Below are 9,514 nucleotides of genomic sequence, written 5' to 3' on the forward strand. Positions count from 1 at the left end.
ATGGTTAAAATATCGATGAGCGTCGACCATACGAGCAATGTGTCAAGCTATTCAAAGCGCCTTTTTCTCCGCCTTGAGAACTTCGAATAATGCATTTATTGATTCTGCTTCGGACACCTGTCGCGCAATCATGTCCTCTAAGTCGTAGGCGCTTAGTGATTTGTCGAAACTGGGCTCCGAAATAATGAAGTCAAGATCCTTGGCATGTTCACAGCTCTTGCGAATTTCAAACAAATAAGCCATTCGCTCACCAACAACCATACTTGCGGGAATCTCGGCTGCGAGCGCGCATATCATTTCGAGATCATGTGTTTTATTGCCAAAGCGCCAATCGGCGGAATCATCCTCGCTTTCAAGCGCTCTCAGCAGTCGACGATGGATGCTGGTTAATTCGCTAGCGAGATACATCAGGCTTGTAATCGTATTTTCAATCTGGCGAATTTCTTTAACCCGCTCGTGCCATATAGGCAGCGCCCCTGCTGCGCATATCGCAAGTACTGAAAGAAATGCTTGGAGCCACGACGCCAGTCCTGGATGCGCTTCAATCCAACAAAAAATCACCTCCAAGCTCATAACCCCACTCCCCTGTAGATCCCGGAACTATACCGGCGAGGATCCCCTATGTCCGCACAACATCCCCGAATTGTCTGCCAATTCAGCTGCGGCGCTGCCTCGGCGGTGGCCACCAAGCTGGCATTGACACAGTACTGCGCGACACACGACGTGCAGATCATCAACGCGCTCCTGGCAAACGAGCACGAAGACAACCGGCGCTTCCTTCTGAACTGCCAAGAATGGTTCGGACAAAAAATCGTGCAACTGCGTGACGAGAAGTACGGCGCCGATATCATCCAGGTGTTCCGGCGCGAGCGATTCATGAAAAGCCGGAACGGCGCGCCATGCACCAAGTTACTGAAGCGTCGTCTGCTCGATACCTGGAAGCAACCGGGCGACATAATGGTGTTTGGCTATACCGCCGAAGAAGTCGACCGTCTGGAAGACTTCCGCGAGCGCAACCCCAATCGCCCTGTCATCGCGCCCCTGATAGACGCCGGCCTTGGTAAAGAGGACTGCAAGGCAATGGTCGAGCGTGCAGGGATCGAGTTACCGCTGATGTACCGCCTGGGCTACGACAACGCTAACTGCATCGGCTGCGTGAAAGGTGGCGAAGGCTACTTTCGAGCGATCCGCGAAGACTTCCCGAAGCAATTTGAAGAGCTTTGCCGTGTTCAGGATGAACTTGGCCCAGGCTCGTACCTGCATCGCGACCGCAAGACCAATATCCGATTCTCTCTACGTGACCTTCCGTCTGGTAAACCCCGCCGAAACGAGGCGTTACCAGCTTGCTCTTTCTTTTGCGAGATAGCTGAAGCCGACTATCAACCAAGCGGTGCGGACATAACGTCGGGCAGAGCGTTAGCCGGTATACGGTCAACAATCTGAGCCTTCAATTTGCGATGCAGAACACGATGACAGTTGGCGCACAGGCATCGCAATTGATCCAGGGTTGTCTTGTGCTGCTCGCCCATATCTGCGACCTGGATCGCTTCATGATGAACCTCAATACAAGCCACCCCAAAATCGCCGTACGCTTCGACAGGATCTGTTCCGCACTCCTCGCAGAATAGCCGGCCATGTTTCTTGATAAATGAAGCTTTCTTGGCTTTAGAAAGACCCGGTGAGCGTTCACGTTTCAGGTGGTACACCAGCTTGACTTGGCCCTCGGCCCACTCCCTATCCTCAGTGTCTATGGGTATTTCAAGCGTCTCGACTTGCTCACCTTTGGGGACGACTTTGTAACCCGCAGCTTCCAACAGCTCGAAACAGACGGTCCCCTTTCCCGCAGTGAAATGCTTGGGCATTACCTTGAATCCCAACGCTTCCGTTGCAGCGAGGCCGAAGACCTGCTTGGGAGCTAGTCTGGCATTAGCGTCAACTAACAGGTCGTAGTCGATAGAGGGTCCAAAATCCTCTGCCAGGACACCTTGAAGGAGATATTGGACTGCTTTCCAAATGTACTCAGCAGTGACCTTACGTAATTCTTCCGCCGGCAAGCGAGCGTTGCCTGCCAGCCCAGTCCCATCTACGGAAACTAAGGCTTGTGTTGCAATTACCGCTTCCAAATCAGGGGCGTCCAAGAAGCCAAAAATTACGCTACCCAATGCAACTGAAATGGCCGCCAGGTAGCAGCCCTGGTTACCGTTACCATTTGACTGGAGAGGTGAATTTTTCTTCGGCAGAAGTTTTAGGATTTTGTCGATATGAGCCTTCGGCGAAATCGAAGTCGATAGTGCGATCCAGTTGATCGACACCAAAAATCCTGTAGCAGCCCAGCTTGCGCCAATCGCTCCAAATTCTTCTGGCTTTGGAGCTTCTGCGTAATTATTGATTGCGATGCCAATAGCTTTGATCCGTCCATTAGCGTAGGACACCACTACATCCCCAGGCTCCACCTGGGTTAAATTTTCATAAGTTTTGTTGCGAGCGCCATTTTTATTGGTTTTCGGCGACCAAATATAGCCACCGTCAAACTCGGCCTTAAAGGTCTGCTTATGGTTTACCCACCAAAATTTATACCGGGCGGTTAACGTGTCCTCAAAGTCGCGTAGGCGTGCTGCCGAATGCTCTACTGCCTCCGGGGAAAAAATATCAGGATGCCTAACCACAACGGCTTCAAATGCGAAATCCTGTAAACCAAGGCTGAGTAGAGCTCTGTAGCCTTGCGTTTCTGCCTCACGGATAACCACTCTCTCGACGCCCGAAACGATCCCGTGTTTTTCGAGCATGCGCCACGTATAAGCAGCAGGCTGTCGCTTCCCATGCTTCTGGAGCAGCGTCTGCTCGTAAGACAACACAGCGAGAATCGACTCAATCTCCGCCGATGAAGTTGCACCAAACCGCTCAAGAGCAATGCGTTCCGCTTCTAGCTTCAGGGTTTCAATCTTGTGTGCGTCCAAGTTTGCTCTCTCCGATGAGGAGCAGATTCTAAAGCAGGTGGATGGCATTTCGACATATCTACATTTCACTACCTACCGACGTTCTGCTTACACAGTGCAAATTGAGTATTTGCAGAATTACAGACTGATCTAATAGCTCTGAAACCCCTCCCCTTCAAAGTCAGCCGCTATAGCGGCAAGGACGAGTTCGCCCATGGAAACGATAAAACTGATTCAGCCGGTGCCGGTTGTGCGCGATGAAAACGGGATGTTCTGGCACCCGGAACTGCCGCCATTTGATGAAGGTGATGGCGATAAGTGCAAGAAGTGGATCGCCGAGCAGCGCCTGGTCGTGAAGATGACCAGCATTGAGGACGCGCCGGACGAGATCTCGGAGCGCTACTTCGACTCCCATGATCCGGATTGCAGCTACTGGGATCCGGATAAACCGGAAGGCGAAGGCTGGTTCTGCCTGTCGATTCACGACACCGACGATGGCCCGGTCTGCTGGTGGGCACGACGCGAGGTGACGCCATGATCCTCGCCCCGCTCTACATGGCCTACCTCATCTACAAGCGGCCGTGGCGATAATTACTCACACTGATTAGAACTACGCCGTCCACACTACCTCGGCGATCCCGGGCGGCAGTTCAACAGAGCAATCAGCTTTGTTCGGCCAGAAAAACCTATATTCCTGCTGCCAAGCGTCATCATGAGATTTTAGGAAATGATTTCGTTGGTGATCATGCGTGTATTCGCAGTTCCCAAATCTAGATTTGCGCCCCAAGCGCTTATCTAAATGTTTCCGCAGCTTCTCAATGTTGTGAATTCGCACACACGCGGTCTTACCGAAACGGTTAGCAATTTCAACATCGAAGACATTACAGAAAGATTGGATCAGCCCGTCCTCCGTATAGAAGTTCGCGTTTCTTACTTCGGGCATTGGTACTTCGCCGCAAGTGTTTCCCGTGAACGTGAAATCTCTAACATTTGGATTTGCGCCGAATGACACAAACGGATGAAGTGAGCGCAAATCTATTTCCGCCTCGTGGATAAGGTTTTCATCTGGCGTGTAAATACCATCGCGATCCATTCGCTTGTACTTACTTGCGAGCGCCAGAGGGATTGAACCTCCATGAACCCATGGTTCAGTCCACGAGGCATGTGTCAGGTACAAAAATTTATGCATTCTCACTCGCCCCTTGGCAGAAAACCCCAAGCTACTCCAGCAAATATCAAATAGCCATCTAACAAGTTCTCTCTAACTAAACAGCCTGCCGGTGTACGGCGGGCGAGGTATTCGTATGTCTGAGAAAAATATCAAAGCCATCATGGACCAGGCCCAAGTGTTCGCCAGCAGCTGGTCAATGGTTGGCGGTCCGTTCGCCGCAGACGATCAGCTCGAGCGCGCCGAAGAAGAGAAGGCGGAACTGAAGAAGCTGGTCACCGGTGCTCTGGAGGGATCGGTGAACGCCCCGCAGGACATCGGCGAAATGATCGAGTCGTTACTGGCTTGGCACAAGCGACAGGCCGAACAGCTGGAGGTCATCAGCGACAACGCGAAGGAAGGCGTGACGCTTCAGCTCGGTATCGAAGACCCCTTCGAGATCGTTCTGACAAAAGACATGGCCAAGGGATTGAAGATCGGTCTCGTACTCGCCCTCGAGCGCCTCGGGAAACTGCCGATCACCGTCAGCCATAACGGCGATGACGTCCTCGATCTGGATGACGACGAATAATCCATCACCACCTTCTGCCGCCACGCGCGGCATGGAGCATCACATGGCAAACGCCACAGCGGCAAAGGCCAGCAGCATTCAACCGCGCTTCATCAGGTTTGGCGATGCTCCTGGTTACCTCGGCATGTGCCGGGACGAATTCAACAAAACAGTTCGCCCAAGCGTTCGGGAATTCCCGATCGGTAAACAAGGTGTGGCCTTCGACCGGATCGAGCTTGATGAATGGGCGGACGCCTATGTCGAGCGCAAGTCGGTTGAAAAGGCGGCGAATCAGGACAACAATCACCCCCGCAGCGAGCGCCAGGGTGAAGCCAAAGGAGGCAAACCATGGCGAGAAAAGCGATCTCCGGTCTCTACCAGAAAGGTGGAGTCTGGCAAATCGACAAGGTTTTCCGAGGTGAGCGACTTCGAGAAAGCACTGGAACTGGTGACAGGCAAGAAGCAGAGCAGTACCTGATTCATCGCCTCGAGCAGCTTCGGCAGCAAAAGGTGTATGGCGTGCGCCGAACCAGAACTTGGGAAGAAGCAGCAACTAGGTTTTTGATCGAGAGCAAGGATCAGCCGTCAATCAAGCTGACGGCGCACCACCTGAAGTATTTGAATCCTTATCTCAAGGATCTGCCATTGACTCACATCGATGACCAGGCACTTGAGCCGTTCGTGAAAGATCGTTTGAAAGGAATGGTGTTGCCGTGCGGGAAGCAGTTGAAGCCGGTAGCGCCTCGCACGATCAATATCTCAATCGAGCGGGTGATTCGGGTTCTATCGCTTTGCGCAAGAAAGTGGCGGGACGAGGAGCGCAGGCCTTGGCTTGATTCAGTTCCGATGCTGGCCAAGCTGGATTTGAAGAAGAAGGTTCGCGAGCCCTACCCAATGACTTGGGAAGAACAGTCGATTCTTTTCGGAGAGTTGCCGGCTCACCTGCAAACGATGGCCCTGTTCAAGGTGAACACAGGTTGTCGCGAGCAAGAGGTCTGCAAGTTGAGGTGGGATTGGGAGATCTCGGTGCCAGAGCTTGGCGCCAGCGTGTTCCTGATACCGTCCGACTTCGGCGGCCGCAACGAGCGATCGGGGGTGAAGAACGGAGACGAGCGACTGGTAGTGCTCAACTCCGTAGCCAAGTCAGTCATCGAAAAGCAGCGCGGCCTGAGCAAGGAATGGGTTTTCCCTTACAACGGCACTGCTCTACATCGAATGAACGACTCGGCTTGGAAAAAGGCGCGGGTGAGAGCGGCAAAACTCTGGCAGGAGGAAAACCTTCGCCCCGCTCACCCAGGGTATGCATCCATCAGGGTGCACGATTTGAAGCACACGTTTGGCCGTCGCCTTCGGGCGGCAGGTGTCACTCAGGAAGACCGAAAGGCATTGCTGGGACACAAGAACGGCAGCATCACCAGTCACTACTCGGGCGCTGAGCTCGGGCATCTGATCGAGGCTGCAAATATGGTATCAGCAACAGACTCACGTGGGCCGGTACTGACCATCCTGAAAAGGAAAACTGGATGAAGTCCCGAAAAACTCCCCACTAATGAAAAAGCCCAACTGGCTAGAGTTGGGCTAAGTCATTGAATTATATGGTCGGGACGGAGTGATTCGAACACTCTACCCCTAGCACCCCATGCAAGCGGACTGCCCTACAGCCCGCTAAATACAAGCCTCCGCGCCTGTCGCTCGCTGCAACGATGCATAACAGTGCGGAACCGTGTTTTACGAAGTCACTCGAAAAGTCACTTAGCCTTCCTGGCCCCCTCCTCGGCGTCCTGCCGACCGAGCACCAATCCAAAACCCTACAGCTCGTCGCCTAACCCTCGCCCACCCGCAGCTCCTCGATTACTGTATATACAAACAGTACTCAGCAAGGCATTCCCGTGGATCCCCTCTATATAGAAGACACCGACGACTGGCTCGGAACCCCCGAGCCGCTCGAAACCTGCCGTCACCAGCTCAGGATGTATGAGAACGAATTCGAGGCGCTCACCCTTAAACTGGCGCGAGCACTCGAAAACGTCCAGGGACTGGTGCAGGCGAACGACGCAATCACGCAGGAGAGGGACTCATTGCGGGCAAAGCTGATGTCAGCAGAAACGGATTTACTCCGAGAGAAGCGCAGCTTTGCTGACGTGGAACATCAAAGGCAATATTTGCACAGTGAACATCAGCGCCTGCTTAGGGAGCTGCGCGATAGCGAGGAAGAATGATCGCCCTTACGGGACATCCTTAAAGAAGATGTGGTGCCCGAGCTTCAAGGTCTGCTTGGCCTTCGCCGACCATGCTGGCGCCTTGATGCTGGTGGCGTAGTAGTGCGTGGCGCCGCCGGTAGGGTCCGCCACCTTGCCGTCAATCACTTGATCAGCCGCGATCCGGCATTGGGCCAGCTCTCGGAACGGTATCTTTTTCACGCCGATCAGGAATTGATAGTTCGGGTCAGTCTTGTTCCAGCAACTGAACTGGTACGGCTTCTGGCAAACGCCCGCGTAGCCTTCTCCCCACCATGACTTCTCCTTGCCGTCGAAGACCCGGTTGCGAATTGCCCACGCCACGGCCACTTGTCCGGCCGCGCCTTCGCCGCGCGCCTCGCCCCACAGCGTGCGGGCAAGAATGTCGCGCTCTCTTTCAGTGACGGTCATGCTTTTCTCCAGGCAAAAAAAATCCCGCTCGATGGCGGGTTTGGTGTTGTACCGTTGGTTCTATTGAGGTGTTGACTTCAGCTCCTCAATTTCGGCCTTCAGAGTTTTGATAGCCGATACCAGGTAGGGGATCAGCCCAGTGTAATTTACCCGCCAGATGTCCTCTTCAACATCCGGTTTCGCTGGGGTGACCAGCAACGGCGTGATCTCGTAAAGCTCCTGAGCGATTACCCCCACTTCATGGTGTGGGTATTCAGTGGAGTCAAGGAAGTCACGACGGTCAAACTCGACCGGGCGGATTTGCAGGATTCGATCAAGGCCATCTAGAATTTCAACGTCGTTTGTCTTCAGGCGACGGTCCGAACCTTGGCTTACTGTACCTGGAACATTCAGGTTCCCGGCGTAGGTGTAGGTCATGGTGGGGCCGGTTAGGGTGTTATTTAGATTAACAGAGCGCCAACTGAAGCCGCCCGTGCCGCCACCCTGGTTGCAAACCCAATCACCCGATCCGACCAACCCACCCGCGCCGGTATTCCAAAGCTGATATAGCCCCTGACCTTGCGCCACATTGGTTGTGCCGCTTGTGCGAACGTAGGCAGTCGCTAACAGACCAGTGATATCGTTGTTATTGCCCTTGAGCGCTCTACCGGTTATTTGCGCCTGAAGCTTCCCAAGTGCTGAAAGAACATTATCACCCGCAACGATTACGGCTGCGCTGGCTGTGCTCAACCCATCTAACAAGGACGCTAGCACTCTGGACCCGGCGAAATATTTGTTCGTCGCCCCCTCTGGAACCACGTCTGTATTCAAGGTGTTCGAGCCCGTACCTCCTTTGATTACCGGCAGGATGTCGTAATTACCGGTGGTGCCGAGCGCTGCCATCTTCGGGCCGTAGGTGTTGACCCAATTCCGCACCTGGTCGGACAGATCTTTGGGATATCCCTGCACCGGCATGATGGAATAGAAGCCGCCGGCCACTGTCGGGCCTTCGTAGTTCGGAGAGATCGACAGGGCTGTATTGCTCGCGATGTTGGTCACTTCGTACCAGCGGCCGTCTGGTCCGCGAAATCCGTCCCCGACCCGACTGTTAGCAATGAATGCAGTGCCTGTACCGATCACCGCGTTGGTATTTTGGGTGACAGAGACCGTTCCCGTTTTATACCAGGACATTGTGTATCTCCAGAAATGAAAGGTTCAGGCCAGCAATTTGGCGCAGAGAAATGGGCGGTGGCCTTGGTCGGTCCACGCAGTCGTAGCGAGGCTGTACATCACGATTCGACCGTTTGCGTAGTCGACGCCGAGAGCGCATCCCCCACCCGAAGCATTGTTGTGGCAGTTCATTGCGAAGGGGTTTAAAGATACGTACTCGCCAACCCCAAGGGCTTTGTTGATCGTCCAGATATAGCGACGTCCAACTGTGAGGATCTCATCACCGAGGTACGTCCAGTTCCCGCCGGCAAATGTCACAACCACCGCGGGCGCTCCGCTGTCGTAAACGAGCGATCCAGCACCGTCCCACAGCCTCATACCGTACGCAGCTGTGCCCATAGACGCCCATGCAGCCACGAAGTACTGACCGCTTAGGGTTTCATTGACTCGCGAGGCATTCATCGCAAAACCAGTCCAGTTACCCGGACCACCGGTAAACCAGACCGAAATTGGAACTTGAATCGCTCCGCCCTGATCAGGCCGAATGAAAACCATGGGCGGATCTTGACTGGTAACCGCCCGAGCAAATGTGCCCGATGCGCTTGCCACACCTGAATAGGTGCCCTTGGTGAGCACACAAAGCCTGGGTGCCTCCGAATCGATCTGGACAAATGAATTGTCATTGATGCTTTGGAATCCAAAGGTCATGTCGAATACCTGATCGCGTACCCTTTGGCGACGATCCTTGATTGAATCGTGGAAGCGCTGGAGGAAGGGTTTTTAGGTCTTACAACAACCTGATTCACCGAGGTCGTGACATACGGGTAGGACTTTTGATTCCCGCTGCCGTCGGTCTCCGAAGATTGCACGTCCTGTGCTCTCGTCGGGATGATCATGAACACGCAATTGGCAGGGTTGAAACCAGGTATCGCAATTGTGTAGCTGGGCACAGTCCCGCTGAAGTCAATCACGCCCTGCCAAATCACCTGATAGGTGAAGCTGTTGGTGTCCATGGCGAGCTGACCGCTCTCGTTGAAGACACGAAGGCCAAATAGAGCCATTG

13 protein-coding genes and 1 tRNA gene are annotated in these 9,514 nt (G+C 53.9%); 6 read left to right on the forward strand and 8 right to left on the reverse strand.

Annotated elements, in window-relative coordinates; all coding sequences use genetic code 11:
* Nucleotides 1-51: 51 nt before the first annotated feature.
* The gene (locus ICA15_RS00915) at nucleotides 52-573 is read right to left on the reverse strand and encodes a hypothetical protein (protein WP_210555429.1); all 522 of its coding nucleotides are present in this window, start codon (nucleotides 571-573) and stop codon (nucleotides 52-54) included.
* A 48-nt stretch (nucleotides 574-621) separates the two neighbouring features.
* Here ICA15_RS00915 and ICA15_RS00920 point away from each other — a divergent pair, with 48 nt between their 5' ends.
* Nucleotides 622-1,443 carry a hypothetical protein gene (locus tag ICA15_RS00920; protein ID WP_224450795.1) on the forward strand — a complete coding sequence of 274 codons (822 nt, stop codon included), beginning with the start codon at nucleotides 622-624 and terminating at the stop codon, nucleotides 1,441-1,443.
* Here ICA15_RS00920 and ICA15_RS00925 read toward each other — a convergent pair.
* Nucleotides 1,380-2,957: a hypothetical protein gene (locus tag ICA15_RS00925; RefSeq protein ID WP_210555428.1), complete on the reverse strand. Its 1,578-nt coding sequence runs from the start codon at nucleotides 2,955-2,957 to the stop codon at nucleotides 1,380-1,382. The two genes, ICA15_RS00920 and ICA15_RS00925, sit on opposite strands and share 64 nt — an antisense overlap.
* Nucleotides 2,958-3,150: 193 nt before the next feature.
* On the opposite strand from ICA15_RS00925, the gene ICA15_RS00930 reads away from it, so the two are divergent.
* A complete protein-coding gene (locus tag ICA15_RS00930; RefSeq protein WP_210555427.1) occupies nucleotides 3,151-3,474 on the forward strand; it encodes a hypothetical protein in 324 nt (107 codons plus the stop codon).
* A gap of 72 nt (nucleotides 3,475-3,546) precedes the next feature.
* Here ICA15_RS00930 and ICA15_RS00935 read toward each other — a convergent pair whose 3' ends face one another.
* Nucleotides 3,547-4,125, reverse strand: coding sequence for a hypothetical protein (locus ICA15_RS00935; RefSeq protein WP_210555426.1), 579 nt, complete (start codon nucleotides 4,123-4,125; stop codon nucleotides 3,547-3,549).
* Between the two features lie 115 nt (nucleotides 4,126-4,240).
* Between ICA15_RS00935 and ICA15_RS00940 the strand changes: the two genes are divergently transcribed.
* Genes ICA15_RS00940 through ICA15_RS00950 form a run of 3 tightly spaced genes read left to right on the forward strand, consistent with a single transcriptional unit; the run spans nucleotide 4,241 to nucleotide 6,181 of the window.
* The gene (locus tag ICA15_RS00940; RefSeq protein WP_210555425.1) at nucleotides 4,241-4,675 is read left to right on the forward strand and encodes a hypothetical protein; all 435 of its coding nucleotides are present in this window, start codon (nucleotides 4,241-4,243) and stop codon (nucleotides 4,673-4,675) included.
* Nucleotides 4,676-4,718: 43 nt separating this feature from the next.
* Nucleotides 4,719-5,132 (forward strand): hypothetical protein, encoded by a 414-nt coding sequence (locus ICA15_RS28515; RefSeq protein ID WP_224450796.1) that lies wholly within the window; start codon nucleotides 4,719-4,721, stop codon nucleotides 5,130-5,132.
* The gene (locus ICA15_RS00950; RefSeq protein WP_224450853.1) at nucleotides 5,054-6,181 is read left to right on the forward strand and encodes a tyrosine-type recombinase/integrase; all 1,128 of its coding nucleotides are present in this window, start codon (nucleotides 5,054-5,056) and stop codon (nucleotides 6,179-6,181) included. The genes ICA15_RS28515 and ICA15_RS00950 overlap by 79 nt, the downstream gene beginning before the upstream one ends.
* A gap of 69 nt (nucleotides 6,182-6,250) precedes the next feature.
* Here the strand turns inward: ICA15_RS00950 and ICA15_RS00955 are convergent.
* A tRNA-Pro gene (locus ICA15_RS00955) sits at nucleotides 6,251-6,319 on the reverse strand.
* A gap of 224 nt (nucleotides 6,320-6,543) precedes the next feature.
* Between ICA15_RS00955 and ICA15_RS00960 the strand changes: the two genes are divergently transcribed.
* On the forward strand, nucleotides 6,544-6,873 hold the full coding sequence (locus tag ICA15_RS00960; protein ID WP_210555667.1) for a hypothetical protein: 330 nt from the start codon (nucleotides 6,544-6,546) through the stop codon (nucleotides 6,871-6,873).
* Nucleotides 6,874-6,879: 6 nt separating this feature from the next.
* On the opposite strand, the gene ICA15_RS00965 is transcribed toward ICA15_RS00960, so the two are convergent.
* Genes ICA15_RS00965 through ICA15_RS00980 form a run of 4 tightly spaced genes read right to left on the reverse strand, consistent with a single transcriptional unit; the run spans nucleotide 6,880 to nucleotide 9,512 of the window.
* A complete protein-coding gene (locus tag ICA15_RS00965; RefSeq protein ID WP_210555666.1) occupies nucleotides 6,880-7,302 on the reverse strand; it encodes a cell wall hydrolase in 423 nt (140 codons plus the stop codon).
* A 60-nt stretch (nucleotides 7,303-7,362) separates the two neighbouring features.
* Nucleotides 7,363-8,472 carry a tail fiber domain-containing protein gene (locus tag ICA15_RS00970; RefSeq protein WP_210555665.1) on the reverse strand — a complete coding sequence of 370 codons (1,110 nt, stop codon included), beginning with the start codon at nucleotides 8,470-8,472 and terminating at the stop codon, nucleotides 7,363-7,365.
* A 24-nt stretch (nucleotides 8,473-8,496) separates the two neighbouring features.
* Entirely contained in the window at nucleotides 8,497-9,159 is a 663-nt protein-coding gene (locus ICA15_RS00975) for a hypothetical protein (protein ID WP_210555664.1), read from the reverse strand.
* Entirely contained in the window at nucleotides 9,156-9,512 is a 357-nt protein-coding gene (locus tag ICA15_RS00980) for a hypothetical protein (protein WP_210555663.1), read from the reverse strand. The genes ICA15_RS00975 and ICA15_RS00980 overlap by 4 nt, the downstream gene beginning before the upstream one ends.
* Nucleotides 9,513-9,514: the final 2 nt, after the last annotated feature.

This window comes from Pseudomonas sp. P116 (assembly GCF_020149425.1).
GTDB lineage: Bacteria > Pseudomonadota > Gammaproteobacteria > Pseudomonadales > Pseudomonadaceae > Aquipseudomonas > Aquipseudomonas anatoliensis.